Origin of the sequence: Pseudomonas sp. Q1-7, assembly GCF_028010285.1 — a bacterium.
In the GTDB taxonomy this organism is placed as follows: domain Bacteria; phylum Pseudomonadota; class Gammaproteobacteria; order Pseudomonadales; family Pseudomonadaceae; genus Metapseudomonas.
In genome coordinates, this window is the sequence record NZ_CP116304.1 from 1163974 (window position 1) to 1188772 (window position 24799).

The following is a 24799-nucleotide window of genomic DNA, read 5'->3' on the forward strand; positions in this document are numbered from 1 at the left end:
TCCCCGAGGCCGGACGAGGTAACCACCATGCAAATCAAACTCGCCAACCCCCGTGGCTTCTGCGCCGGTGTCGATCGTGCCATCGAGATCGTCAACCGCGCCCTTGAGGTGTTCGGCCCGCCGATCTACGTGCGCCATGAAGTGGTGCACAACAAGTTCGTCGTCGAAGATCTGCGCGCTCGCGGCGCTATCTTCGTCGAAGAGCTCGACCAGGTACCGGACAACGTCATCGTTATCTTCAGTGCCCATGGCGTTTCCCAGGCCGTGCGCCAGGAAGCCACCCGTCGTGGCCTGAAAGTGTTCGACGCTACCTGCCCGCTGGTGACCAAGGTGCACATGGAGGTCGCGCGCTACAGCCGCGATGGCCGTGAATGCATTCTTATCGGTCACGCCGGCCACCCCGAGGTGGAAGGCACCATGGGTCAGTACGACGCGCGCAACGGTGGAGCCATCTACCTGGTGGAGGACGAAGCGGACGTGGAGCGCCTGCACGTGCGCAATCCCGAGGCGCTGTCCTTCGTTACCCAGACGACCTTGTCGATGGACGACACCAGCCGTGTCATCGACGCACTGCGCGCCAAGTTCCCCAACATTGGCGGCCCGCGCAAGGACGATATCTGCTACGCCACCCAGAACCGCCAGGATGCGGTGAAGCAACTGGCCCATGAGAGCGATGTGGTTCTGGTCGTCGGCAGCCCCAACAGCTCCAACTCCAATCGCCTGCGCGAGCTGGCCGAGCGCATGGACACGCCGGCCTACCTGATCGATGGCGCCGAGGACCTCAAGCGCGAGTGGTTCGAGAAGGTGCAGCGGGTCGGTATCACCGCCGGCGCCTCGGCTCCGGAAGTACTGGTGCAGGGAGTGATCGAGCAACTCCGCGAGTGGGGCGCCGAGGTCGCGGTCGAACTGGACGGCCGTCCGGAGAACGTGACGTTCTCGATGCCGAAGGAGTTGAGGGTTAAGTCGGTTTGAAAAAAGATAAGGCCTGACGTAGTCGGGCCGTTGCAAGCTTGGCCCCCCACAAACGCCCCGATTGGTTCGGGACGTTTGCTTTGGTGCATAACGAGCTCCGCGTAAGTTCGGATCATTGCAGCCGTTCGATCAGGGGGCGAGAACTGAGCACCCGAATGCCTGTGTGAGGCAATGGGCTAGTACCGCCAATGATATTTCCGAACGGGTGTAGTGTTGGTTTCTTCATTTGAGTCACCAGCAGTGCGCCACGCTTCCCGTGCCGCTGATCGCCTTGACGCCCCGGCTGTTGATGGAGAGGTTTCCGCACTCATTGTCGGTGGCTTGTGCGCCGGTACGAGTCGCTGTCAGGTTCACGCAGTTAGCGATCGTACTGCCTGCGCAGGCTGCCGCTGCAATGGTATAGCGCCTTTCGGCTGAAGGAACAGCTGCGTCCGCGGCAACCCCGAGCCCCAAGCCTCCCGCCCCCAAGTTGGTTACGTAGGTTTGATTCTGGGAGTAGTAGCGCTCCTGCGCCTGCATGATCTCCATCAACTTGGCCTGGCCGTCGGCACGACCGCCACGCAGGACAAAATTCTGGTAGGAGGGGTAGGCGACCGCCGCAAGGATTGCAACGATCGCCACCACAATCATCAGTTCTATAAGGGTGAAGCCCGACGAGTGTGATCTTTTCACTGCTCTCTCCAATAGGTCGGTTGGACGTTGTTCCCCGGACGACAGAAGGGTACGTCCTGGCGGCATTCAACCGGCACATCGTCGACACAGCTGTTAGTAAGCGCGCACTTCTTGAAGGGGTCCACTTCGGTACCGCTAATGAGGACGGCGCCATCCGAGGTTGGAATCACGGTGGGGCTCGGGGCAATGCCGGGGCGCACGAGATTGACGCTGCGAATCGGCACGGGCTCGCCATTGATTGTCTGCTGATAGAGTGCAGAACCATCCACCAGATTGGTTGCGTAGAGGCGACTGGTCCCGACGTCAGGCGCACAGCCGGACGTCTGCCCCGTTGGCAGGAAGGAGTTGAAGAACAGGGCTCCCTGCAAAGTGATGGAGGCGGAGAGCACTTTTTCGCCCGGAGCCAGGCGAATGAACCAGCCATCGCTCCCATTCAGCAGGTTCGAGTTGACCGTATAGCTATTACCCGGAGAAAGGCTGGAGTAGAGCTGATTGATTTCCTCACGCAAGGTGGGGATGTTGCTCTGTGCGGCACCGCGTGCTGCAAGCAATAGATAGTTGTAGGCCTCGAACCAGGTAAGGGTGCCGTCTGCGTCGTTGGCCTGTGCGTCTGACAGTTGGGCGGAATTGAGTAAGTTGCTGCTGGTGTCGTATGCCTGAGTCGCTAATGCATCCATATCCGACTGAATGACATCTCGTGCCGCGATGGCTGTGTTCAGGGCAGCAGTGCGCTCATCAAGCGAAGCCGTTTGATTGGTGATCGACGTGTTGAGATTCTGCTCCCGGATTGCCAGTTCGTTCTGCTTGCCTTGCTCGTCTCGTGCCAGCAGATCGCTGACGCCAAGATTGCTGCCGGAAAGGTTGCTGATCCCCAGGCTGGCAAGAAAATCATTCAGGGCCACAGTGGCATCACTCAACTCATCCTCCTTTTGCTCGATCTGGCCCTGGTCGCCCGTGGTCATCGCCGTCAGCAAGCCATCAAGGCTAGCTGCCAGGTTGGTTTGGAGGCTGCCGAGCTGGGCGCTGCTGCTATCCGTGATCAGGGCAGAGCGCATGGTCAAGTTGGGGTCCGCCGGCAAGCTGTCGTCCTCTGTCGTGTCCGGGTTGTCCGGCCGTCCGTAAAGCGCTTCACTCAGTGCAACCAATTCCTGCTCTAGGGCCGCCGTGGGTTGTCCGGCGGCGGCAGCGTTGGCAATCGCCTGCTGCTTCTGCTGGATATTCAGCTCTTTGCCTGCGATCACGCTCTGGATGGAAAGTTGGGTGTTATAGAGGTTCGCTAATTGTTCCTGGACTGCAGTCGCCGCCGCTATTTGCGCGCTGTCGCTCAACCCCTTAATTTTCTCGGCGAGCTCAGACACCAGACGTTGTGATTCGACGATTTCCCCTTGCTGGTCGTTAGCGGGCGCCACACGTCCCAGTTCGGTCTCAAGCGCGTCAACGGAAGCACCCAGAGTGTCGAGTTCCTGGCGAAGGATGGTGATCTCTGTGTTCTTGGCCAGCAGTGCATCTCGTTTAGCTGTATGGCCGATGTTGGCCTTGTACCGATCAAAGTTGGTCTCGGCATTTACGACTGCATCGTTGTACTGCTCAATCAGCGCCAGCTTCTCATCGATATCCGCTTTGGTCTGCTCGTACTCGGCATCGCTCAAATTGATGCCGGTGGCGTCGACCATGGTGGCTTCTGTCACAGTCGAATAAGTGCTGGGCGCTGCCAGCACATTTCGATCACGGATGGCATAAAAGCGGTCCTGGGTTGTGTCATTGAGCGGGTGCTCACGCCAGCCGCTTCCCAGCGCAATGGTGTAGTAAGTGCTGCCGCCGCGCTCCCGTACAAGGGAAACGTCCGGGGCGTAATAGAACCGACGGTTGCTGGCGGCGCTGTCATCGCTCGTCGTGGTGTTGTTGTCACCCAGACGTGCAATACGCCCGCCAGTGGCAAAGTTGGCTGCACCAGTGTTGTTCTGGCGAATGTCAAAACGAAATACCTGGCCCCTCATATCCGCCATGAAAATAGTGTTGACCAGGCCATCACCGGAAATATCGATCAGTGTCGGGCCGCCGGGAACGCTGTTGGTCAGGCTGTCGATAGCGAGGTTGACGCCGGTTTCGCTGGTATGTCCGGCGCGCCATAGCAGGCTGCCCGTATCGGCATCGACCATGTAGAGCGCATTCCCGTAACTGTCGTTGCGCGGCAAGTTTGGGCTGTCATTGTCCTGGGTAGGGTCATAGCCGCCGGAAAAAAATAGTACCGGCTTAATAGTTCCATTCCATTTTACCTTTGCCAGCTTGGCCGCCGACCAAGTCTGCCCCAGCTTTTCGAAGCCCGCGGTGCCGCCGGTTCCTCCCTTGATGACCCACTTGAGTTTGGGCGAGTCGATATCGAGAACATTCAGGGCGTAGTAGTTTCTTCCGCCGCGGCGCATGCCGGCGACCAAGTCAACCCGGTTCGCGTGCCTGACATTCGCTACGGCGTCTCCATACTCTACCCAGACGCTGATATTCCCATCTAGGCCGTAGCGCTTGGTGTCGACGCCTTGCGGGTCTTGGTAATAGTCCTTCAGGTTTGGGAGCAATTCCTTCGGAATGAAAGAGAATTTCTCAGCGCCGTTGTTTGGGTCGACGGCATGTAGGCCGCCCTGGTTGCTCCCGAAGAACATATACAGAGTTTCTTGCGGGGGGCTGCTGGAGTTGTCGACGCGATATGAAACTAGTTTCGGCTCGTTATGCAATAGATCGCCGATGAACAAATTGTTGCCTATAACATTTCCATCCTTGTCCAGATCATTACCGCGGGTCCAGTTGATGATCTGCGCTCGCAATTGCGCGGTCATGTTCTGGTCGCCGAGCATCGTAGTGGTTACATGATTCCCGGTGTTGCCCGTTACCAGCGGGAAGTTGCTGAGTGTTACAGAGGTTGAGCCAGGGGGCAGTTCTGCGCCGGTGTAGGTGTAAAGGTTCCGACTTGCAGGCGTAGTAAGTCGGCTGGCAGCGCCACCCTTGCTCACATCACCACCGTCCACCGTTGGGCTCCACCAACTTTGTGCTGTGGACTTGAAGAAGCCAGCGTCATCACCGTCATAGCTGATTGCCGCGCGACTGTTGAAGTCCTGGATCTCTGGTGCACCGCTCGCATCTTTGCCCAATTTGTAACGCTTCACATTGCCCGGCCAGCGACTGCCTTGAGCTGGTCGGAAAAGTGCATAGTAAAGCTCATTTCGATAACCGATGTTGTTGTAGGCACTGACCGAGACGGTCGGTGTGGTGAAGGTCGCGTTCTGAGCAAGGATCTCGTTGATAATGGTGCGCAGAGACTTGACCAAGCCTGAAACGTCATCTGCCGTGTAATACTTCCCGCCGCCTCGAGTCGCGGTACTCTGGAGAAGGGGGCTGTCCTCAAAGAATCCAATGGTATGGGTGGTGACCGTTTGCTTGCCGTCCTGAACGGCTGACTGGTCTTCCTGAAAGAGAAACTCAGAAAGCTCGTCCATGCACTCGCCATTGTTGTTGCCGCAATTTTTTCCAGTAAGTGATCGTATTGCGCTGGCAGCGTCGGTGTCGCCAGTCGGCGCGCCGTCCGTCAAATAGATTATATGGTTCTTCTGACAGGAGCTTTCGATCGGGGAAATGTACGTGGCATTGTTCTTGCTGTAAGAGGTGCTGAGATTACTGTACTCGACGATTTTGCTTCCACTGTATGATTCCCTTACGCTGGGCGAGAATATTGTTGGAGGGTTGTTTCCTTCCGTGTCTTTCGTCGAGCTTGTCAGGCCGTAGTAGACGCGGTCCCCGCGATAATATCGCGCTGCTTCGTAGAGTGTCTCGGAAAGGGGGGTATTGCCGTTGGCGCGATATCGATTGAGTCTCTGAATTATAGTGCTTGCACCATCGGCAATAGGCGTGATCGGATAGGTGATCATCCCTCCTTGTGCTTGCATATCGAATCGCATGAGGCCGAAGTTTATCTTTCCATCTGCCTTGAGTTCATTGATGAGTTCGGCTGTAACCAGTTTCACGACGCCCAGTCGACTGAGTTTCTTGCTGTCACAAAGATCTGCGATATTGCTGCCTTGAATGCAGGATGTTCCGGTGACTCCGCTGGACATCGAGCCAGAAGTGTCGAGTACAAGTAGTACGTTTGGATTGGTCTTCTTGTCCGCCTTCGGAGTGAGGCCCACATAAATTTCCGTGTCGTCGGCCAGCGCGATTGAGGCTGAAATGCTGACGTAGAGAAAGGCTGCACTGGCACTCAGGAGGGAAGTGGTGAAGGTCTTCATTTTGTTCCCTCAATAAGTGCTGATGCGTACAATGGTGGTCGGTGCACTTGCTTCGGCGAAAACATCAGCCCGCCACCGGGCGCGAGCAAATAGGTCAGAAAGCGTGGCGGTTCCGCCGTTTATCTTGACTTTCGAACTGCCAGTGAATCCCATCTTGACTGGCGTGCAACTTTCGCATTCATAAACTAAGGCGTAGCGTTCTTGCGGCGTCGAGACGGTTAGCACGGTCGCCCCTTCGTAAATGACGGTGTTGTCATTTACGAAGGCAGCGAAGGCCGTGCTCGAGAGAACAAAAAGGCCGATGGTTATATATGTCTTCATGACGACTTTCCTTAAGGTTTCGGCATCTGAATATTGAAGCCCTGTACCTGATCCGAATAGGCGCCGCTGTTGAGTTCGCGCTTGACGTTCAGTTCGAACGCATAGTTGTAGAACTTGTCCAGGCTACTGCTTTCGGCCACGCGCTCGCCAATGTAGGTCAGGTTTATGCTGGTGCTGCCAGCTGCAACTGTGTCGCTATTAAGCCGTGCTGTCAGGTTGGCCAGTGGCTGACGCTTCTCGGGAAGTTTCACGTCCGCTGGAGATAGCCTCGGGCGATCATAAGCTCGCACACTGTCGATCCGGGTGGCGTCCTTGCGCATATGCTCGATCTGTGCACGGATCTCGCTGTACGAAGTGTGGAAAGCGGCTCCCCGGAACTGCGCATTGCTGGACATGCGTTCTTCTGTTGTGGCGAGCGTAAACGCCGCTATTCCAGCCGCCGTGAGTACCGCCAGGAACACCAAGGCTATGATCAGGCTGGAGCCGCGCTGGCTGGTTGAATTAGCCATCATTGGTCCTTAGTCAAGGTTGTGAAAACGCAAGGTTGTGGTGAACACCTGGCGCGTCATGCCATCTGCGGCGGCATTCACCCGGGTATCGAGCAAGATGAAATTGACTGGAGCGTTCGCATCGCTGGCAGCCCGGCCCATCGAGTTAGCCAGTACCGCAACGCGAATGGCGCTTACCTTTGACCAATCGGTGACGCGGTCAGCGGAAACAAACTGATTGACGCTCTGCGGATCGCCTGTGGTGCTGATCCCGTAGAGCAGTTGCAGGTTTTCTATGCCGTCCACCAGACGTACTGTCTGGAAGTCGTCCGGCTCTTCTACTGTGAAAGTGGTGCAAGCCAAAGAGGGATAGGGGTTGTTCGCGTCCGCAGCCGCTATATGGAACACGTTTGCGATAATCGTATCCTCCGCGACCTCATTACCTGCGCAGTCCCTACGCATCGCAGCACTGCTGGGATCGTCCTTTATCAAGGGGGGTTGCAGGATGAAGGTCACCCGGTCGTTTGTCGCGCCGTTTGCCGTGCAGTGCTCGTCTGCAGTACTTGGCCAGTTGCAGTTGGTTTCTGCCAGGGGGAGGCGCTTGTCGATCAGGAGATAGGGTTCGAGGTAGCCGGCCTGGCGGGCGCTTTGCGCGATGAATTCCAAGGCGAATCGACCATTCTCTTGAGTCCGGGCCAGCGCTTCTGTAGTTGCATAAGTACGATTGCTTGACAGGAAAACTTGCAGCACACCGCCAATCAGGATTGAACTCAGCAATAACGCTACCATCAATTCGACGATTGAAAGTCCTGCTTGACCACGAATACTAACGTATTTCATACGCTCACTTCCTGATCGTCATCTGTGCAGACTGATTATCCCCGTCGCTATTGGCGGAGTTTTCTCCACCTTTCCCTTTCCAGGAAAGCGTCAGGTCAAGCGAGTCGTTCACGGTGTCGCCGTTGGAGTCACGTGCGGCAATGTTGAGTGCCTGCAAGTTTATGAAGTCTCGGCTATTACTTCGGGTCTGCTTGGCAGCAGCATTGCCCTGATAGGCGGCGGTATCTCGGTAGCGGCACATGGCTTCCCAGCGGTCGAAACTTGCCATCTGCGCCGGCGTGCAGTTGCTACCGTTCACCTTGGCGCCTGTCACTGGATTGAAGAAGTCTGCGCAAACGGGATTCGGAAGTGCGTTGCAATTAGGTGCCGCGCCGCTGTAGTCAGCAATAGTCGCCACGCCGTTGGAGTAAACCCGATCAGCGAAATCCTGCAGCAGCCAAGTCGCATGTGCGCGTTGCACGCTGTCGTTGGTACCTTGCAGGGCTTTCAACTGCAGGCCCGCCAACCCGAGCAGGCCGACGGTAAATATCAGAAGTGTCACCAGGACTTCTATCATGGTGATGCCAGTTTGATGGGTTTTAACAGTCATTGAATGTCCTCAGCAATCATCGTCGCGGTTGATAGCCTCAACCGATACACGGCCAATTGCATCCAGCGTCAGACAGCGGGCGCGATTTCCTGTATTGGACAGATTCGCGGAGCTAATTTTGATCGTGCCAGAGACTGCAGGGGCGCGGGTTCCGTTGCGTCGGAAAGTCAGGACGTTACCTGTCTGCAGGTAGTCGCCCTCGATGGTGACACCTGCCGGAGCCGGGTCGTATCGACGCAATATATTGCCGTTGCAGTTACTGAGCTCCGCCAGAATGACGCACCAGCCCTGCGTCCAGCCATTCGTGCTGTTGGCAACGGGAACGACCTTTATCCGGCGGTTTTTGGTCGTGGCTTCCGAGCGCGCGAACTGGAGTGCGCTACTCAAGGCGGAGGCCTGCCCTGATACACGCTGGTTCAAAAGAAAACTGCTCATTGCCGGGGCCGCCAGTGAGGCGATTATTGCGAGGAGCGCGATCGCTATCATGAGTTCAATTAGCGTAAATCCGCGGGATGGGGGCATATTTCGATCCATACTGATAAGCCTCTAGTGCAGAGCATAAGCACACTAACAATTGGCTCAATGCCTACAGGATATTCGGATGGATCGTAAGGGCGAGCGGTCAGCATTGCGAGCCTTTGGAAAGGCCACGTCGCAGTCGTCCTTGACGATTGAGCACCAAGTCACGAATCACGTGGCCATTGCTACAAATCCTCAATCGGCCGTTCGTCACAGCGGTATGCCCTTGAAGGTTGAGGTGGATCGAGCGGTTGCCTCCCATTCCTCGCCAACTGACTTCAACCCTAGGCTCGCGCTCTAGCGTGCTGATCAGTTGCTCGTCGGGGTCCAGGCGCCTGTTGCCGTTCATGTCCTCGAAGCTGCTGATTGGGCCATTCCAGTTCCGCTGGCACCGCTGATCGGCCCCGAGGGGACAGATGGTGACACGCTTTCGCTGGGTGACGGCGTGGAGGCGAGCCCGCTGTACGAGTAGGAAAAGACCGTCCTGGAACTGGTTTATGCGTGCCCGCGTTAAGAAATTAACCAGCGAAGGTAGGGAGAAGCTTAGGGCAGCGATCAGGGTAATGGTTACAAGTAGTTCAGGTAGCGTGAAGCCGCGAAGATTTCTGCATTCCATTGCATCGATTCCTTGCTCGCTTTGGCATCAGAGATCCTAAGGCGAGTAGCATTGCGCGGCATGATGGAAATATCTGAATCGAATGCAGAATTGGCTGAAAGAGGACAGCAATCTTGGGTAAGACTTGTGTAGTGGGGGGGGGGGTCATTGGTCTTCTATCGGCACGCCAGTTGGCTACGGCAGGGGAGTCCGTGGTCGTCATCGAAAAAAGCAATACAGGACGCGAGGCCTCCTGGGCGGGAGGCGGTATCGTTTCGCCGCTGTATCCGTGGCGATACAGCCGTGCGGTGACGGCGTTGGCGCATTGGTCCCAGGACTTTTACCCACAGCTTGGTCAGCGATTGCTGGCTGAAACAGGGACGGATCCCGAGGTTCACGAGACCGGTCTCTACTGGCTGGACCTGGACGACGAGGCCGAAGCCCTGGCCTGGGCGGCTCGTGAAGGGCGACCCCTGGCACCCGTGGCGATGGAGCGGGTGCACGCTGCGGTGCCGCCGCTGGGGACTGGGTTCCAGCGCGCCATCTATATGGCTGGCGTGGCCAATGTGCGGAATCCGCGACTGACTCGTGCGCTGCGGGAGGCGCTGCTGCGGATGCCGAACGTGTCGTTGCGGGAGAACTGCGAAGTGCGTGGTTTCATCCGCCGAGACGGGGGCGTGGTTGGGGTGAGCACGGCGGAAGGCGACCTGTTGGCGGATCGCGTGGTCGTTGCGGCGGGCGCCTGGAGCGGTGAGTTGCTGGCGAGCGTGGGGCTGGTGTTGCCGGTGGAGCCGGTCAAGGGGCAGATGATTTTGTTCAAGTGCGCGGCCGACTTTCTGCCCGCCATGGTGTTGGCCAAGGGGCGTTATGCGATCCCGCGTCGGGATGGCCATATCCTGGTGGGCAGTACCCTGGAGCATGCCGGTTTCGACAAGACGCCCACTCACGAGGCGCTGGAAAGCCTCGAGGCTTCGGCCTTCGAACTGTTGCCGCAGCTGGCGGACGCCGAACGGGTAGGTCACTGGGCGGGGTTGCGTCCGGGGTCGCCGGAGGGCATTCCCTTCATCGGGCCGGTGCCGGGGGCGGAGGGGCTGTGGTTGAACTGCGGCCATTACCGCAATGGGCTGGTGCTGGCACCGGCTTCCTGCCGCCTGTTGGCGGACCTGATGCTGGGGCGCGAGCCCATCATCGACCCGGCGCCCTATGCGCCGGACTTGCGCCTGGGCTGAGCGCCCGGCGCGGGCTGGGCATCAGTCGATGCCCAGCTTCTTCAGGCGATAACGCATGGAGCGGAAGGTCAGCCCCAGGCGCTGAGCCGCCGCCGTACGATTCCAGCGGGTTTCTTCCAGCGCTTGCATGATCAGCTTGCGCTCGATGTCTTCCAGGTAGTCTTCCAGGTTGTCGATCTGCGCCAGGTTGGCCTCGCCCGTTTCGGAGGCGCCGGCGGCTTCGGCCAGGCGCAGGTCGCGGGCCTGGATCTGGTCGTCCTCGCACAGGGTGTAGGCCCGTTCGAGCATGTTCTCCAATTCCCGCACGTTGCCCGGGAAGCGATAGCACTTGAGCTTGTCCAGGGCTTCGGCGGAGAGGCTGGCGGCCGGCAGCCCACTCTGCTGGGCCAGGCGCTTGAGCATGGTGTCGGCCAGCAGCGGAATGTCTTCGCGGCGTTCGCGCAGCGGCGGCACGCTGAGTTCGATCACGTTGAGGCGGTAGTAGAGGTCCTGGCGGAACCGGTCGGCGGCCACTTCCGCCGCCAGGTCCTTGTGGGTAGCACTGAGGATGCGCACGTCCACCACCACTTCCTGCTGGCCGCCGACGGCGCGCACGGCTTTCTCCTGGATGGCGCGCAGTAGCTTCACCTGCATCGGCAGCGGCAGGTCGGCCACTTCATCGAGGAACAGGGTGCCGCCGTTCGCAGCCTGGAACAGGCCCTGCTTGTCTTCCACCGCGCCGGTGAAGCTGCCTTTCTTGTGGCCGAAAAACTCGCTTTCCATCAACTCGGACGGAATGGCACCGCAGTTGACCGGCACGAAGGGACGCTCGGCACGGGGGCCTTGTTCGTGGATCAGGCGCGCCACCAGTTCCTTGCCGCTGCCGGACTCACCGCTGATATAGACGGGGGCCTGGCTGCGGGCGAGTTTCTGGATCTGCTTGCGGAGGGTGGTCATGGGCGGCGAGTTGCCCAGCAGGCGGCCGTCCACCGGCGGTTCGCCGTCTTCCGGCGCGCTCAGGCGCAGCGCAGTGCCGACCAGTTCGCGCAGGCGGCCCAGGTCCACCGGTTTGGTGAGGAAGTCGAAGGCGCCTGCCTTGAGGGCGTTTACCGCGGTGTCGAGGCTGCCGTAGGCGGTGATCATCGCCACCGGCACCATGGGGTGGCGCTGCTGGATGTACTGCACCAGATCCAGGCCGGTGCCGTCGGGCAGGCGCATGTCGGTCAGGCACAGGTCGAAGGGTTCGCGCGCCAGCCACTCGCGGGCTTCCTTGAGGTTGCGGGCGCTGCGGGTGTCGAGCTTCATCCGGCCGAGGGTGATCTCCAGCAGTTCGCGGATATCGGGCTCGTCGTCGACGATCAGGGCTCTCTGTCGGGTCATGGTCAGCTCAGTTTGCGCGGGTGGGCGAAGGTGATGCGGAAGCAACTGCCGCCCTGCTCGCGTGGTTTGTAGTCGAGGCGGGCCTGGTTGCTCTCGCAGAGTTCGCGGGAAATGTACAGGCCGAGACCGGTGCCTTTGCTTTCAGTGGTGAAGAAGGGTTCGAAGATATGGTGTACCTGTTCGGGCGGGACGCCTTCTCCGTCGTCTTCCACTTCCAGTACCGGCAAGTCGCTTTCGGCGTCCCGGAAGAGCCTGAGCCAGACCTGGCCCCGGGGGTGCTTCTTGGCGCTGTAGCGCAGGCCGTTCTGCACCAGATTGGTCAGCACCTGGGTCAACTGGTGCGGGTCCATGCGGGTATGGAGCGTGCTGCCGAGGGTGTTCAGGTGCAGGGTCTGACTGTCGCCGGAGGCGGCGCGGAACTCGCTGGCGAACCGGGTCAGCCAGTACTTGAGGTCCAGCAACTGGGGCTCCGACTGGCGCCGGCGGGACAGCTGGAGCACGTTCTCGATCACCAGGTTCATGCGCCGCGAGTGATCCTGGATGATCTGCGCCAGGCGTCGGTCGGGGCCTAGCAGGTCTTCCGATTCCTGCAGGAGCTGGGCGGCGTGGCTGATGGCGCCCAGCGGATTGCGGATCTCGTGGGCGATGCCGGCGGTAAGGCGGCCCAGGGCGGCAAGTTTGAGCTGCTGTGCCTGCTGGGCGATCTGCGAAATGTCTTCGAGGAAGACCAGGGTGTTCTGCTGGTCGCCGTGCTGCAGGTGGACGAAGCTGGGCTGCAGCGTAGGGCTGTTGCTGGAGGACTGGATGCTCTGCGGTCGCAGCGTCGGGTTGGCGAGCCACTGCTGCAGGCTTTCCAGGAGCTCCGGGCAGTGGGGCGCCAAGGGCCGGCCCTGAAGCTTGTCCTTGCCCAGCATGGCCTGCGCGCCGTTGTTGGTCAGCAGGATGTAGTTCTGCGGGTCCAGCACCAGGATGCCCGTGCGCATGCGCTGGAGGATCTGCGCATTCAGGGCTTCCAGGTTCGCCACCTCGGCGGCACGCTGTTCGGCGAGGTTTTCGCTGAGCTGCAGGCGTCGGCTGATGCCTTGGATGAACAGTGCCGCGGCGAAGCACAGGGCGCCGAACCCACCGGCTTGGACGAACTGGCTGGTCGCCCGGGGGTGTGTGATGCTGAGGTAGAAGGTCAGGTAGATCAATCCGATCGCCGCCACCGCTGCGACCAGCAGGCCAACGCGCCCGCGCAACAGGATGTTGGAGATGGCCACCGACACCACGATCAGGTTGGCGATACCGCTGGGCGTGCCGCCCGCCGCGAAGAACAGGCAGGACAGCAGCAGGACGTCCACCAGCGCGAGGCTGAACACCTGGACCATGGTGCGAGGGCGCGGCACCAGGGTGGCGATCAGGGCGTTGAGGATCAGGTAGAACCAGCTGGCGTTGCGGAACAATTCCGGACGCGCCAGTTCCAGCAGGTGGTCGTCCAGCTCACTGGAGATCAGCATCACCAGGGTCAGGCCGATCACCAGCCGATACAGGCTATAGAGGCGGAAGATGCGCCGCCCCTGGGCGCTCAGCGCGCCGGGGGCGGAAAGGCTATCAGCGCTCACCGGAGTTCCGGTCCTGTTCCAGGTGGGCGCGGCTGCAGTACCAGCGATCATCCTGAGAGAGCGCATGGCTGCGGGGTACATGCACGCCGCACTGGGCACAGCGCACCATGGGCTGGTTTTCGTCCGGCTGGCGCGGCGTGGGTCGGGGCGTCGAAGGGGACTTGAAGCGGCGCCACAACCAGATGGCGGCGAAGATCACGGCAATCCAGAACAGCAGGCGAAACATGCCGAAGGTGCTCTCTTCTCGGTGGAAAGCTGGCAGTTTAGCCAAGCCGCATGTCCTCGCACAGAGACCGGCCGCACGCCCGTGCGCGTTGCCCGGTTTCCGCTGCGGGCGGGGCGGAGTATGGTGGCGTTGAGACGCGTTCCATGCCTTGCACACTGCCCGGGAGGCGGCCATGCGCCAGAGCCTGCGAATCGTGATGGCCCAGCTCAATCTGCGTGTCGGCGACATTCAGGGCAATGTCGAGCGGATAATCGAGGCAGCGAATGCCGCGCGCGAGGCGTGGGAGGCGGATGCCATCGTCTTTCCCGAGCTGTCCCTGTGCGGCTACCCGCCAGAGGACCTGCTGTTGCGCTCCAGCATGCAGCGGCGCATCGAGCAGGGCTTGCGGCAGTTGTGCGACGAGGTGCGCGGTATCTACCTGGTGGTGGGCTATCCCTGGCTGGAGGACGAACTGCGTTACAACGCCTGCGCGGTAATCGCCGATGGCCAGATCCTGGCCAGCTACTACAAGCAGCGACTGCCCAACTACCGGGTATTCGACGAGAAGCGCTATTTCGAACCCGGCCAGCAACCTTGCGTGGTGGATATCAAGGGGGTGCCGGTGGCGTTGTCCATCTGCGAAGACGTCTGGCACCCCGAACCCATGGCCCAGGCCCAGGCCGCTGGGGCGAAGCTGATGCTCAGCCTGAACGCTTCGCCTTTCCACCTGGACAAGCAACTGGAGCGCGAAGAAATGCTGGCCGAGCGGGTCGCCGAGGGAGAAATGCCGGTCATCTACGTCAACCAGGTGGGGGGGCAGGACGAACTGGTGTTCGATGGCGGCAGTTGCGTCATGGATGTCGGTGGACTGGTCTGTCAGCGTGCCCCGGCTTTCGTCGAAGGACTTTACCCGGTGGACCTGCAACTGCAGGACGGCCGCTGGGTGCCTCGCCGGACGCACTGCGCCGAGTTGCCGGAACTGGAGGCGAGTGTCTACCAGGCGCTGGTGCTGGGGGTGCGCGACTATGTCCGGAAGAACGGTTTCAAGGGGGTGGTGCTGGGATTGTCCGGCGGTATCGATTCGGCCCTGACCCTGGCGGTGGCGGTGGATGCCCTGGGGGCGGAGCGGGTGGAGGCGGTGATGATGCCCTACCACTACACCGCGCAGATCAGCCTGGAAGATGCCGAGGTCGAGGCGCGGCTGCTTGGCGTCACCTATCGGGTGTTGCCCATCGCGCCCATGATGGACGCCTTCCAGCACGTACTGGCGCCGGTGTTCGATGGCCATGTCCGCGACGCCAGCGAGGAGAACCTGCAGGCGCGCTGCCGGGGGAATCTGCTGATGGCGATCTCCAACAAGAAGGGCAGCCTGGTGCTGACCACGGGAAACAAGAGCGAGCTGGCCGTGGGCTACGCCACCCTCTACGGCGACATGGCCGGTGGGTTCGATGTACTCAAGGACGTGCCCAAGACCCTGGTATTTCGCCTGGCCGAGTACCGCAACAGCCTGGGGCCGGTGATCCCGCCCCGGGTGATCGAGCGGCCGCCGTCGGCCGAACTGTCGCCGGGGCAGCGGGATGAGGATTCGCTGCCGCCCTACCCGGTGCTGGATGAGATCCTCAAGCTCTATATCGAACACGACCTGTCGGCCAGCGCGATCATTGCCGAGGGGTTCGACGAGGACACGGTGAACCGCGTGCTGCGCATGGTGGACCGCAACGAGTACAAGCGGCGCCAGGCGGCGGTGGGCGTCAGGGTCACGCAGCGGGGCTTTGGCCGGGATCGGCGCTATCCCATTACCTCAGGCTGGCGTCTGGGGGATTAGCAGGGGGGGCTGCTTCCGGAGGGCTCGGCGATCGTAGCCTGGATTGCGCCAGGCTGCCGACTGAAATGAAAAGGGAGGCACTTGGCCTCCCGTTTCACCTGTGGCGCTGTCAGTCGAACAGGCCGAAGGTCATGTAGCTGAACCAGGAACGGTCGTTCTGGTTGGCCTCGGACTCGTGCTCTTCCTCGCGCACTTCATCCTGGTTCTCCGGCAGCAGCTCCTGCGGAATTTGTTCCTTGGCGTCTTCGTACTGCTTGATCACGTCCTGGGCGGCGCGGGTTTCGCCCGGGGGCAGCGGCGCGTCGCTCTCGATCAGGCCCAGGGTGGCCTTGGCCAGCCAGGAACGGTTGTCGGCTTCTTCCTCGCGCGCGACGAACTGCCCTTCCACCAGTTGCGGGTGGTCCGGGTAGTTGAGCTTCAGGGTCTCCAGGCTGGTGGCCGCCAGCTCGTTCAGGCCCAGGCGCTGGTAGGACTCCACCATCACGGCCAGGCCATCGCCCACGGCCGGGGTTTCCTGGAAGTTCTCCACCACGTAACGGCCACGGTTGGCGGCGGCGACATAGGCCTGGCGGGTCAGGTAGTAGTGGGCGACGTGGATTTCGTAGGCAGCCAGCAGGTTGCGCAGGTAGATCATCCGCTGCTTGGCGTCCGGGGCGTAGCGGCTGTTCGGGTAGCGGCTGGTGAGCTGGGCGAATTCGTTGTAGGAGTCGCGGGCGGCACCCGGGTCGCGCTTGGTCATGTCCAGCGGCAGGAAGCGCGCCAGCAGGCCACGGTCCTGGTCGAAGGAGGCCAGGCCCTTCAGGTAGTAGGCGTAGTCGACGTTCGGGTGCTGCGGGTGCAGGCGGATGAAGCGCTCGGCGGCGGACCTGGCTGCTTCCGGTTCGACGTTCTTGTAATAGGCGTAGATCAGTTCGAGCTGGGCCTGCTCGGCGTACCGGCCGAAGGGGTAGCGGGATTCCAGGGCCTTGAGCTTGGCGATGGCGGGGGTGTAGCTGCTGTTGTCCAGGTCGGCCTGGGCCTGCTGGTACAGCTCGGCTTCGCTCAGATTCTCGTCCACCACTTCTTTGTTGGAGGAACAGGCGGCGGTGAGGGCGAGAGTGGCGATCAGCAGCAGGTGTTTCACTTGCATGGCGGCTTGCGTCCCTGTGACGGCTGGCTGTCTTGGCTGGAGCCGTCCTGTTATGATGGGCGCCCCGGAACCCCCGGGACAAAGACGCGGTATTTAACCACAAGCGCGCAACCGAAACCAAAGGCTGCGCCCCCTCCGTTCCCGAGCATGTCTTCCATCACCAAGCACGTCATCCAACTCAGCGCCGAGGTGCCGTCCGAACTGGGCGGGCAACGCCTCGACCAGGTCGCTGCACAACTCTTTTCCGAGCACTCCCGTTCCCGCCTCGCCGGCTGGATCAAGGACGGCCTCCTCACTGTCGACGGCAGCGTACTGCGGCCGCGGGACATCGTGCACGGCGGTGCGCTGCTGGAGCTGAACGCCGAACAGGAGTCCCAGGGAGAGTGGGTCGCCCAGGACATCGAGCTGGATATCGTCTATGAAGACGACCACCTGCTGGTGCTGGACAAGCCCGCCGGGCTGGTGGTGCATCCGGCGGCGGGGCACGCCGACGGCACCCTGCTCAACGCCCTGCTGCACCACGTGCCGGGGCTGGCAAACGTGCCGCGTGCGGGCATCGTCCATCGCCTGGACAAGGACACCACCGGCCTGATGGTGGTGGCCAAGACGCTGGAGGCCCACACCAGCCTGGTGGCGCAGCTACAGGCGCGCAGTGTGAGCCGGGTCTACGAGGCGGTGGTGGTAGGGGTCATCACCTCCGGCGGCAAGGTGGATGCGCCCATCGGTCGTCACGGCCAGCAGCGTCAGCGCATGGCCGTTGTCGCGGGCGGCAAGCCGGCGGTCAGTCATTACCGGGTGCTGGAGCGCTTCCGCTCCCACACCCACACCCGCGTCAAGCTGGAAACCGGCCGTACCCACCAGATCCGCGTGCACATGGCCTACGTGAATTTCCCGCTGGTAGGCGACCCGGTGTACGGCGGTCGCTTCCGCATTCCGCCGGCGGCGAGTCCGACCCTGATCCAGACCCTCAAGGAGTTCCCGCGCCAGGCTCTGCATGCGCGCTTTCTCGAACTGGATCATCCGGTGACCGGCGAGCGCATGAAATGGGAGTCGCCGCTGCCCGATGACTTCGTCTGGCTGCTCAGCCTGCTGCGCCAGGACCGCGAGTCCTTCGAGCAATGAAGACCTGGCTGACGCCTGACTGGCCCGCCCCCGCGCGGGTGCGGGCCTGCGTCACCACCCGCGAAGGGGGCTTCAGCCAGTCCCCTTATGAGGGGCTGAACCTTGGCAGTCATGTCGGGGATGACTCGCAGGCTGTCGAGCGCAACCGCCGGACCCTGACCGAAACCCTGGGCTGCCAGCCGGCCTGGCTGAGCCAGGTGCACGGCGTGCGCGTGGTCGAGGCCGACCCGCAGCGCGTGGACGAAGCGGACGCCAGCTGGACCTCCGAGCCCGGCGTCGCCGCTGCGGTGCTCACCGCCGACTGCCTGCCGGCGCTTTTCTGCGACCGCGCGGGCACCCGGGTTGCCGCGGCCCATGCCGGATGGCGCGGCCTGGCCAATGGCGTGCTCGAAGCGACCCTGGATGCCTTGGGGCTGCCGCCGGAAGAGGTGCTGGTGTGGCTCGGCCCGGCCATCGGTCCCGAGGCCTTCGAGGTCGGCCCCGAAGTGCGCGAGGCCTTTGTCGCCTGCCATCCGCAGGCGGGGCAGGCTTTCCGGCCCAGCGCCAACGCCGGCAAATTCATGGCCGACATCTATCAACTGGCGCGCCTCCGCCTGGCCGCTCGCGGCGCAACAGCCGTATATGGCGGCGGCTTCTGCACCGTCAGCGACCCGCGCTTCTATTCCTATCGCCGCGCCGCACAGACCGGCCGCTTCGCCAGCCTGGTCTGGCTCGCGGATTGACCGCTGACCTTCCTAGCGGGATAGGGCGGGTGGCGTTCCGCGAGCGGAGCGAAACCCATCCTGCGGAAAGCCTCTTCATGACCTCGGTCAATCTTGCAAAGGTTGAATCGCCCGGAATCGTCCCTATCTAACCTTTCATCCCGGCGGGTTTTCGTATCTGGCGCCGTCATCGCGCCGCCCGCCATCTGAAGGAAGGACGAACCCATGCGAATCGACCGTTTGACCAGCAAGCTGCAACTGGCGCTTTCCGATGCCCAGTCCCTGGCTGTCGGCCACGACCACCCCGCCATAGAACCCGTACACCTGGTATTGGCCCTGCTCGACCAGCAGGGCGGCTCCATCAGGCCCCTGCTCATGCAGGTAGGCTTCGACGTGCAGGCCCTGCGCCAGGGCCTGACCCGCGAGCTCGATCACCTGCCAAAGATCCAGAACCCCACCGGCGACGTGAACCTGTCCCAGGACCTGGCGCGCCTGCTCAACCAGGCCGACCGCCTGTCCCAGCAGAAGGGCGACCAGTTCATCTCCAGCGAACTGGTGCTGCTCGCCGCCATGGATGAGAACACCCGACTCGGCAAGCTCCTGCTCGGCCAGGGCGTGACCCGCAAGGCCCTGGAGAACGCCATCGCCAACCTGCGTGGCGGCCAGGCGGTGAACGACCCCAATGTCGAGGAATCCCGCCAGGCGCTGGACAAGTTCACCGTCGACCTGACCAAGCGCGCCGAAGAAGGCAAGCTGGACCCGGTCATCGGCCGCGACGACGAGATCCGTCGCACCATCCAGGTGCTGCAACGCCGCACCAAGAACAACCCCGTGCTGATCGGCGAGCCCGGCGTCGGCAAGACCGCCATCGCCGAAGGCCTGGCCCAGCGCATCGTCAATGGCGAAGTGCCGGACGGCCTCAAGGACAAGCGCCTGCTCGCCCTGGACATGGGCGCGCTGATCGCCGGTGCCAAGTTTCGCGGCGAGTTCGAGGAGCGCCTGAAGGGCGTGCTCAACGAACTGGCCAAGCAGGAAGGTCGGATCATCCTGTTCATCGACGAACTGCACACCATGGTCGGAGCCGGCAAGGCCGAGGGCGCCATGGACGCCGGCAACATGCTCAAGCCGGCCCTGGCCCGTGGTGAGCTGCATTGCGTCGGCGCCACCACCCTGGACGAGTACCGCCAGTACATCGAGAAGGACGCCGCCCTGGAACGCCGCTTCCAGAAAGTGCTGGTGGACGAGCCGAGCGAAGAGGACACCATCGCCATCCTCCGTGGTCTCAAGGAGCGCTATGAGGTGCACCACGGCGTGACCATCACCGACGGCGCCATCATCGCCGCCGCCAAGCTGTCGCATCGCTACATCACCGACCGTCAGTTGCCGGACAAGGCCATCGACCTGATCGACGAAGCCGCCAGCCGCATCCGCATGGAGATCGACTCCAAGCCGGAGGCCTTGGACCGCCTGGATCGTCGTCTGATCCAGCTGAAGATCGAACGCGAGGCAATGAAGAAGGAAGAGGACGAGGCGGCGAAGAAGCGCCTGTCCAAGCTGGAAGAGGATATCCAGAAGCTGGAGCGCGAATACGCGGACCTGGAGGACATCTGGAAGTCCGAGAAGGCCGAGGTGCAAGGCTCGGCGCAGATCCAGCAGAAGATCGAACAGGCTCGCCAGGACATGGAGGCTGCCCGCCGCAAGGGCGACTTGCAACGCATGGCGGAGCTCCAGTACGGCGTGATTCCGGATCTGGAGCGCAGCCTGCAAATGGTCGACCAGCACGGCAAGACCGAAAACCAATTGCTGCGCAACAAGGTCACCGATGAGGAGATCGCCGAAGTGGTGTCCAAGTGGACTGGCATCCCGGTGGCCAAGATGCTGGAAGGCGAGCGCGAGAAGCTGCTGCGCATGGAAGAGGGCCTGCACAAACGGGTCATCGGCCAGCATGAGGCGGTGGTGGCGGTCGCCAACGCCGTGCGCCGTTCCCGCGCAGGCCTGGCCGATCCGAACCGGCCCAGTGGCTCCTTCCTGTTCCTTGGTCCCACCGGTGTGGGCAAGACCGAGCTGTGCAAGGCCCTCGCCGAGTTCCTCTTCGATACCGAAGAGGCTCTGGTGCGCATCGACATGTCCGAGTTCATGGAGAAACACTCGGTGGCCCGACTCATTGGCGCCCCGCCGGGCTACGTCGGTTACGAAGAGGGCGGCTACCTGACCGAGGCCGTGCGCCGCAAGCCCTACTCCGTGGTGCTGATGGACGAGGTGGAGAAGGCCCATCCGGATGTGTTCAACGTGTTGCTGCAGGTGCTGGAGGACGGCCGTTTGACCGACAGCCACGGCCGTACCGTGGACTTCCGCAACACCGTGGTGGTGATGACCTCCAACCTGGGCTCCGCGCAGATCCAGGAGCTGGTGGGCGACCGGGAAGCACAGCGCGCGGCGGTGATGGATGCGGTGAGCACGCATTTCCGCCCCGAGTTCGTCAACCGCATCGACGAAGTGGTGGTGTTCGAGCCCCTGGGTCGCGACCAGATCGGCGGCATCGCCGAAATCCAGCTGCAACGCCTGCGCAAGCGCCTGGCCGAGCGGGAGCTGGGCCTGGAGCTGAGCCCGGAAGCTTTGGACAAGCTGATCGCCGTGGGGTACGACCCGGTGTACGGCGCTCGTCCGTTGAAGCGGGCGATCCAGCGCTGGATCGAGAACCCCCTGGCCCAGCAGATTCTCGCCGGTCAGTTCGCCCCAGGCGCCACCATCACCGCCACGGTGAAGGGCGAGGACATCGTTTTCGGCTGAGCGTCGAGACGAGCCCAAGTAGCCCCGCGATGCGGTCATGCTGTTCACTTGAGCGCTTTCACCCCTCTCCCGTAAACGGGAGAGGGAACCAAACGCTTCTCTGAACGGCATTACCGCCAAGTGCGGGGCTATTTTTTCATCCGAGGGATGGCATTTGCGGGGCTGTGCGTGGGGGGTGAATCCTTTCCCGGCCAATCCGCGTACGGAACGTCGTCTGATCGAACTGCCGGGCTGCAGCGCGGCCCTTTGCGAATGAGTTCGCTGCTGGGGTTCTCCCCGGATTGCATCCGGGCCGATTCCGTAGGCGGGGCGGGCCACGCGGGTCCGAGCGCAGCGAGGCCCGACAACCGCCCGCTGCAGCCTTCTTAGGGCGCGCGAACCAGTTCCAGCAGGCCCTCCAGGGCGGCGGCCTGGTCGTCGGCCAGGTCGATGATATGAAAGCCGGCCCAGCAGTTACGCTGGTCCTCGCCCATGCGTGTCCACAGGCAGTCGGCGCCCAGGCGGATTTCCTCCAACCCTTCCACCCAGGTCAGGGGAACCAGGCGGCATTCCCAGACCGAATCGGCAACGAGCGGCATCTCGCTGAGAAGCATGAAGCCATCCATCGACAGGTCGACGATGCGGCCCAGGCGCTGCTGCGAATGCACATCGAATACCTCCAGCTGCAGCTCTGTGGCATGGCGGCTGTGCTGGCGACGTTCTTCCATGGTGAACTCCTGATGCGGGCTCAGTTGGTGCGGCCGGTAAAGCGCTGCAGCACCCGATAGATGGCGCCCAAGGCGCGGTCAACCAGCGGGGCGCTACGTTCCGGCGGGACCAGCCGGGCCAGTCCTTGCTCCATGTCCAGGGCCAACTGGGTGATGGGCATGATCGCCACGCGCTGGCCGCTGTGGTCGACGAACATGTAGTTGTGGGTGGTGGGGCTGTACCAGGAGAGCTTGAGGACACGGGTGTCCGGGCCGTCGATGAACTCGAACCAGGTACCGAATTCCAGGCGGGAGAGCTCCTTGATCAGTGCCTGGGCGCGATTGGAGAGATTGACGGGGCGCGGGGTGGCAGCCAGTTCGGCATCTTCCCCGAGCATTTCGCCCAGCTTGCTTTCCGGCAACGGGCTGTCGATGCGCGCCGCCACCTGGGGTTGCTGCGACTGCACGGCGTGCTGGCAGGCCACCAGGTCCTGGAGCAGGCGGCGGATGCCATCTTCGTGGTAGCCCCCCAGTAGCTCAAGGCCCTTGCGCAGGTCTTCGAGCATGGGGATGCGCAGTTGCTGCAGGCGGGCACGGCCATCCGCATCCAGCGGGGTGCCGCTCCAGGCCAGTTGCTCGGCGACTTCCACCGAGCGTTGCCATTCGCTGCTGCGATCGCCATGGCGGAGCAGGACGAAGACCAGCACGTCGGTCCAGGTGAGTTCGAGGAAGTGCTGGATGATGCCCGGCAGCTCGCAACCTTCCAGAAGCCGACTTACCGTGTCGACGGCCTGCTGGCGTGCGCCGAGCAGTTTGTCGCGGCCCTTGGCGGCTTCAACGGCGCGCTGTTCGCGCAGCTCCACCTTGTGCCGCAGGGTGCCGACGTATTCGTTGAACTCGTCCAGCAGGCTGTCGAACAGCAGCAGGTCGCCGCTGAATCCGTGGACCACGCGTTCCACCACCCAGTGCATCTTCGCCAGCAGTCCACGCTCCTCGCCTTCGCCGGCATAGAGCACGCCGGCCTGGGCCATGCCGTTGAGCAGACGCCGGGCGGGATGGTGGTGCTGGGTGAACAGCGCCTTGTCCTGCAACGCAACCTTGAGGTACGGCGTGTGCAGGTGGGAGAGGGCGGTCTTGTAGACGTCGGCCAGGTTGTCGTCGTCGAGGATGAAGTCGAAGAGCATGCCCACCAGGTCGATCACATCGGCTTCGTAATCCGACAGCTTCTGCTGGCCGGGCAAGCTGCTGTGGCTTTCCAGTTGTTCTTGCAGCTCGGCCTTCAGGCCTTCGACACGCTGTGGCTGGCGTAGCTTGCTGGCAAGGTCCTGGGCGGACTGTTGCTGCAGACGGTTCAGCGCTTCCAGCAGTTCGGCAGCGCTGTAGGTTCGCGTCGCGCCGCGCGGGGCGAAGCTGGAGATGCTCGGTGTACCGCCGGGTAGCGGCGCATCGCTGTGGTGCAGGCGGCGTTCGCCCAGTAGCGCGGCCAGGCCGCTGAACAATTGGCCGGGGTCACTGGGTGGCGCGCCTGTCAGGTCCAGCGGGCCACTGGCGGGCGTGGTCGGCTTGGCCTGGGGTTCGCCGGGTGTCGATTGGCCCGCGGAGGGCGGCTGGTCAGGGCTGGGCGAAGACCGCTGGGGGGCGCTGCCGGAGCGCTGCACGCTGTACTTGAGGTTGGGCAGCACGCCGGCCTGGATCAGTCGCTGATTGAGGGCCTCGTAGACGTTGTCCAGCCCCTGCATCACATGCTGGTCGAAGAGCATGTAGAGGATGGTCTTGATCCGCAGCGGAAAGGGGCAGGGCTCCAGCGCCTCGCGAAATGCCAGCGCCACCGCCTGCGGGCCAAAGGGATTGTCGTCGTCGCCCAGCTTGCGTCCGCCGTTAAGTACCGCCAGGCGCTGGTCGAGGGCGAACAGCGATTGCGCACAGCGAGCCTTGACCCGGCTGACCATGTTGGTGACCAGCAGGTTTTCCTCGTATTCGTCGTTTTCCATGAGCTGGAGGTGATCGGCATCCAGCTCGGCGGCTTTCAACTCGGGTTTCTGCTCGCCGCTGAGAAAGTCTTCGAAGCTCTTCGCGATGCGTTGGTGGTAGGCGCGCTCTATTTGCGGACGCTGCTTGCGGATGTCCCGCATGCTGTCGAAGAAGAGAGTCTGGACCTGATTGTTCTCGGCCTTTTCGGCGCATTCGAAGAGGGTGTCGTCAACCTGGCCGAAAACCCCGGTGAGGTGTTCGGCCAATCGGTTCATCACCAGCTTGCGGCAGCTTTGCACCAATTCACCGAAGCGCGGTTGTATGCCGCGGCTGGCCAGGGTCGTCACGGGGCCGGGTGGAATTGGAGGTCGATCCTGATTGCTCATAGCCGTCCTGTAGGGAGTCAGGTCGCGACCACGACCTGCAACGATCTCGCCACGGCTCAGGTATAGCACTCGAGCGGTCTTCTGCAAATCATTGTCGGAATTCGTTTTTTAGGGGTTGACAGGCGGTTCTGGAACCGTAAAATGGCGCGCCTCTGAAGCGCTAAACCAAATCGGTGAAGCGATGAAGAGTTGGAAGACCGAAGTTCCGCGATAGCTCAGTCGGTAGAGCAAATGACTGTTAATCATTGGGTCCCTGGTTCGAGTCCAGGTCGCGGAGCCAACTTCCAGACGGGGTATAGCGCAGTCCGGTAGCGCGCCTGCTTTGGGAGCAGGATGTCGGGAGTTCGAATCTCTCTACCCCGACCACCTCAGCATGGGTCGTTAGCTCAGTCGGTAGAGCAGTTGGCTTTTAACCAATTGGTCGTAGGTTCGAATCCTACACGACCCACCATACAAGACCTCCCCGGGAGGTCCGAGAAAGCGGTAAGGCGAAAGCCTTACCGCTTTTTTGTTTGGCCCGGG

20 protein-coding genes and 3 tRNA genes are annotated in these 24799 nt (G+C 62.0%); 9 read left to right on the forward strand and 14 right to left on the reverse strand.

Annotation, left to right across the window (positions count from 1 at the left end; all coding sequences use genetic code 11):
* The first annotated feature begins 27 nt into the window (after positions 1-27).
* On the forward strand, positions 28-972 hold the full coding sequence (gene ispH / locus PJW05_RS05365) for a 4-hydroxy-3-methylbut-2-enyl diphosphate reductase (protein ID WP_271410704.1): 945 nt from the start codon (positions 28-30) through the stop codon (positions 970-972).
* 231 nt (positions 973-1203) lie between these two features.
* Here the strand turns inward: ispH and PJW05_RS05370 are convergent, their stop codons facing one another.
* The 8 genes from PJW05_RS05370 to PJW05_RS26680 form a co-directional block, all read right to left on the reverse strand.
* Positions 1204-1644, reverse strand: a complete 441-nt coding sequence (locus PJW05_RS05370) for a type IV pilin protein (RefSeq protein WP_271410705.1) — start codon at positions 1642-1644, stop codon at positions 1204-1206.
* Positions 1641-5918: a PilC/PilY family type IV pilus protein gene (locus PJW05_RS05375; RefSeq protein ID WP_271410706.1), complete on the reverse strand. Its 4278-nt coding sequence runs from the start codon at positions 5916-5918 to the stop codon at positions 1641-1643. The genes PJW05_RS05370 and PJW05_RS05375 overlap by 4 nt, the downstream gene beginning before the upstream one ends.
* A gap of 9 nt (positions 5919-5927) precedes the next feature.
* Positions 5928-6239 (reverse strand): hypothetical protein, encoded by a 312-nt coding sequence (locus PJW05_RS05380; RefSeq protein ID WP_271410707.1) that lies wholly within the window; start codon positions 6237-6239, stop codon positions 5928-5930.
* Positions 6240-6250: 11 nt separating this feature from the next.
* Entirely contained in the window at positions 6251-6748 is a 498-nt protein-coding gene (locus tag PJW05_RS05385) for a pilus assembly PilX family protein (protein ID WP_271410708.1), read from the reverse strand.
* A gap of 9 nt (positions 6749-6757) precedes the next feature.
* The gene (locus PJW05_RS05390; RefSeq protein WP_271410709.1) at positions 6758-7567 is read right to left on the reverse strand and encodes a PilW family protein; all 810 of its coding nucleotides are present in this window, start codon (positions 7565-7567) and stop codon (positions 6758-6760) included.
* Positions 7568-7571: 4 nt separating this feature from the next.
* Positions 7572-8156: a type IV pilus modification protein PilV gene (pilV, locus tag PJW05_RS05395; protein ID WP_271410710.1), complete on the reverse strand. Its 585-nt coding sequence runs from the start codon at positions 8154-8156 to the stop codon at positions 7572-7574.
* A 9-nt stretch (positions 8157-8165) separates the two neighbouring features.
* Positions 8166-8678, reverse strand: coding sequence for a GspH/FimT family pseudopilin (locus tag PJW05_RS05400; protein ID WP_271410711.1), 513 nt, complete (start codon positions 8676-8678; stop codon positions 8166-8168).
* 100 nt (positions 8679-8778) lie between these two features.
* On the reverse strand, positions 8779-9291 hold the full coding sequence (locus PJW05_RS26680; RefSeq protein WP_442969209.1) for a GspH/FimT family pseudopilin: 513 nt from the start codon (positions 9289-9291) through the stop codon (positions 8779-8781).
* 110 nt (positions 9292-9401) lie between these two features.
* Here PJW05_RS26680 and thiO point away from each other — a divergent pair, with 110 nt between their 5' ends.
* On the forward strand, positions 9402-10499 hold the full coding sequence (gene thiO, locus PJW05_RS05405) for a glycine oxidase ThiO (protein WP_271412172.1): 1098 nt from the start codon (positions 9402-9404) through the stop codon (positions 10497-10499).
* A gap of 21 nt (positions 10500-10520) precedes the next feature.
* Here thiO and PJW05_RS05410 read toward each other — a convergent pair whose 3' ends face one another.
* From PJW05_RS05410 to PJW05_RS05420, 3 genes are read right to left on the reverse strand one after another with little or no spacing between them, the layout of a single operon-like run.
* Positions 10521-11858, reverse strand: coding sequence for a sigma-54-dependent transcriptional regulator (locus tag PJW05_RS05410; protein ID WP_271410712.1), 1338 nt, complete (start codon positions 11856-11858; stop codon positions 10521-10523).
* 2 nt (positions 11859-11860) lie between these two features.
* On the reverse strand, positions 11861-13462 hold the full coding sequence (locus tag PJW05_RS05415; protein WP_271410713.1) for a sensor histidine kinase: 1602 nt from the start codon (positions 13460-13462) through the stop codon (positions 11861-11863).
* Complete coding sequence (locus PJW05_RS05420; RefSeq protein ID WP_271412173.1) at positions 13452-13688, reverse strand: PP0621 family protein; 237 nt, start codon at positions 13686-13688, stop codon at positions 13452-13454. Before PJW05_RS05420 ends, PJW05_RS05415 begins: the two co-directional genes overlap by 11 nt.
* 172 nt (positions 13689-13860) lie before the next feature.
* Between PJW05_RS05420 and PJW05_RS05425 the strand changes: the two genes are divergently transcribed.
* A complete protein-coding gene (locus PJW05_RS05425) occupies positions 13861-15492 on the forward strand; it encodes an NAD+ synthase (RefSeq protein WP_271410714.1) in 1632 nt (543 codons plus the stop codon).
* A 109-nt stretch (positions 15493-15601) separates the two neighbouring features.
* Here the strand turns inward: PJW05_RS05425 and PJW05_RS05430 are convergent, their stop codons facing one another.
* A complete protein-coding gene (locus PJW05_RS05430) occupies positions 15602-16621 on the reverse strand; it encodes an outer membrane protein assembly factor BamD (protein WP_271410715.1) in 1020 nt (339 codons plus the stop codon).
* A gap of 147 nt (positions 16622-16768) precedes the next feature.
* On the opposite strand from PJW05_RS05430, the gene rluD reads away from it, so the two are divergent.
* From rluD to clpB, 3 genes are all read left to right on the forward strand, one after another.
* A complete protein-coding gene (gene rluD, locus PJW05_RS05435; RefSeq protein WP_271410716.1) occupies positions 16769-17743 on the forward strand; it encodes a 23S rRNA pseudouridine(1911/1915/1917) synthase RluD in 975 nt (324 codons plus the stop codon).
* The gene (pgeF, locus tag PJW05_RS05440) at positions 17740-18465 is read left to right on the forward strand and encodes a peptidoglycan editing factor PgeF (RefSeq protein ID WP_271410717.1); all 726 of its coding nucleotides are present in this window, start codon (positions 17740-17742) and stop codon (positions 18463-18465) included. The genes rluD and pgeF overlap by 4 nt, the downstream gene beginning before the upstream one ends.
* Before the next feature lie 204 nt (positions 18466-18669).
* Positions 18670-21234 carry an ATP-dependent chaperone ClpB gene (gene clpB, locus PJW05_RS05445; protein ID WP_271410718.1) on the forward strand — a complete coding sequence of 855 codons (2565 nt, stop codon included), beginning with the start codon at positions 18670-18672 and terminating at the stop codon, positions 21232-21234.
* 365 nt (positions 21235-21599) lie between these two features.
* Here clpB and PJW05_RS05450 read toward each other — a convergent pair whose 3' ends face one another.
* The gene (locus PJW05_RS05450; RefSeq protein ID WP_271410719.1) at positions 21600-21941 is read right to left on the reverse strand and encodes a PilZ domain-containing protein; all 342 of its coding nucleotides are present in this window, start codon (positions 21939-21941) and stop codon (positions 21600-21602) included.
* A 20-nt stretch (positions 21942-21961) separates the two neighbouring features.
* Complete coding sequence (locus tag PJW05_RS05455; protein WP_271410720.1) at positions 21962-24277, reverse strand: DUF1631 domain-containing protein; 2316 nt, start codon at positions 24275-24277, stop codon at positions 21962-21964.
* 204 nt (positions 24278-24481) lie between these two features.
* Here PJW05_RS05455 and PJW05_RS05460 point away from each other — a divergent pair.
* The 3 genes from PJW05_RS05460 (at position 24482) to PJW05_RS05470 (ending at position 24728) form a co-directional block, all read left to right on the forward strand.
* Positions 24482-24557: transfer RNA gene (locus PJW05_RS05460), tRNA-Asn, on the forward strand.
* A 9-nt stretch (positions 24558-24566) separates the two neighbouring features.
* Positions 24567-24643 (forward strand) — tRNA-Pro (locus PJW05_RS05465).
* Between the two features lie 9 nt (positions 24644-24652).
* A tRNA-Lys gene (locus PJW05_RS05470) sits at positions 24653-24728 on the forward strand.
* The last annotated feature ends 71 nt before the right edge of the window (positions 24729-24799 follow it).

What these genes read in the sequence shown, in the direction of transcription:
- PJW05_RS05425 (WP_271410714.1), top strand. Translation starts at nt 13,861, where the DNA reads ATGCGCCAGAGCCTGCGAATCGTGATGGCCCAGCTCAATCTGCGTGTC.
- PJW05_RS05455 (WP_271410720.1), bottom strand. Translation starts at nt 24,277, where the DNA reads ATGAGCAATCAGGATCGACCTCCAATTCCACCCGGCCCCGTGACGACC.
- PJW05_RS05390 (WP_271410709.1), bottom strand. Translation starts at nt 7,567, where the DNA reads ATGAAATACGTTAGTATTCGTGGTCAAGCAGGACTTTCAATCGTCGAA.
- PJW05_RS05410 (WP_271410712.1), bottom strand. Translation starts at nt 11,858, where the DNA reads ATGACCCGACAGAGAGCCCTGATCGTCGACGACGAGCCCGATATCCGC.
- PJW05_RS05375 (WP_271410706.1), bottom strand. Translation starts at nt 5,918, where the DNA reads ATGAAGACCTTCACCACTTCCCTCCTGAGTGCCAGTGCAGCCTTTCTC.
- ispH (WP_271410704.1), top strand. Translation starts at nt 28, where the DNA reads ATGCAAATCAAACTCGCCAACCCCCGTGGCTTCTGCGCCGGTGTCGAT.
- PJW05_RS05400 (WP_271410711.1), bottom strand. Translation starts at nt 8,678, where the DNA reads ATGCCCCCATCCCGCGGATTTACGCTAATTGAACTCATGATAGCGATC.
- PJW05_RS26680 (WP_442969209.1), bottom strand. Translation starts at nt 9,291, where the DNA reads ATGGAATGCAGAAATCTTCGCGGCTTCACGCTACCTGAACTACTTGTA.
- PJW05_RS05385 (WP_271410708.1), bottom strand. Translation starts at nt 6,748, where the DNA reads ATGGCTAATTCAACCAGCCAGCGCGGCTCCAGCCTGATCATAGCCTTG.
- PJW05_RS05420 (WP_271412173.1), bottom strand. Translation starts at nt 13,688, where the DNA reads ATGTTTCGCCTGCTGTTCTGGATTGCCGTGATCTTCGCCGCCATCTGG.
- PJW05_RS05430 (WP_271410715.1), bottom strand. Translation starts at nt 16,621, where the DNA reads ATGCAAGTGAAACACCTGCTGCTGATCGCCACTCTCGCCCTCACCGCC.
- rluD (WP_271410716.1), top strand. Translation starts at nt 16,769, where the DNA reads ATGTCTTCCATCACCAAGCACGTCATCCAACTCAGCGCCGAGGTGCCG.
- PJW05_RS05380 (WP_271410707.1), bottom strand. Translation starts at nt 6,239, where the DNA reads ATGAAGACATATATAACCATCGGCCTTTTTGTTCTCTCGAGCACGGCC.
- pilV (WP_271410710.1), bottom strand. Translation starts at nt 8,156, where the DNA reads ATGACTGTTAAAACCCATCAAACTGGCATCACCATGATAGAAGTCCTG.
- pgeF (WP_271410717.1), top strand. Translation starts at nt 17,740, where the DNA reads ATGAAGACCTGGCTGACGCCTGACTGGCCCGCCCCCGCGCGGGTGCGG.
- PJW05_RS05450 (WP_271410719.1), bottom strand. Translation starts at nt 21,941, where the DNA reads ATGGAAGAACGTCGCCAGCACAGCCGCCATGCCACAGAGCTGCAGCTG.
- clpB (WP_271410718.1), top strand. Translation starts at nt 18,670, where the DNA reads ATGCGAATCGACCGTTTGACCAGCAAGCTGCAACTGGCGCTTTCCGAT.